The organism is Paraburkholderia sp. BCC1886, assembly GCF_900996245.1.
Classification (GTDB): domain Bacteria; phylum Pseudomonadota; class Gammaproteobacteria; order Burkholderiales; family Burkholderiaceae; genus Paraburkholderia.
Genome location: NZ_CAAJGK010000093.1, coordinates 1 through 521, shown reverse-complemented (window position 1 = coordinate 521; position 521 = coordinate 1). Strand labels below are relative to the sequence as shown.

Here is a 521-nt window from a genome sequence, read left to right as displayed (position 1 = left end):
TGCCCCCCGAGGACAGCAGGGCAAGCGCGATGCGAGACGCCGCTGGCCGGCACTGGGCCGTGGCGTTTCCTCATGTCGGCGGCAACTACATGGCGGAGCACTGGCTCGCGACGTATGCGGCGTTGGCGCTCGACGTCGATGGCGCGGCCGGCGTTTGACGGCAAGATTCCCGCTTCGCCCCTCGTCATGATCACTGCTGGCCGATCAGCCTGCCGGGGTGCCGCCATTCCTCTGCTGATTGACACGAAGACCCGCGGCTCGTCCGCCTTCGAGCGGCAGGGGACGAAGGCGTTTGCGCGAAGGCAAATTCCGAGGTGATCGGATTGCAAATCCCCCTTCAGCCGGACAGTTACGAGCCGTAAACAAAAAGTAAGAAATATCTGACGACGCTCGGGAGCCGCAATGAAAAACATGAAAGTATCCAGCCGCCTGATCATCGGATTCGGGTTGTTGACGATCCTGTTGCTGGCCGTCGCGGCGGGCGCGTTCTACGGGCTCGGACAGCTCAACAGCCAGCTCGA

General features: G+C 62.6%; 1 protein-coding gene. It reads left to right on the top strand.

What is annotated here, in order from left to right:
- A partial coding sequence (locus FQ746_RS28570; protein WP_144113158.1) for a DUF2891 family protein occupies positions 1-158 on the top strand: 158 nt, incomplete at its 5' end.
- Positions 159-521: the final 363 nt, after the last annotated feature.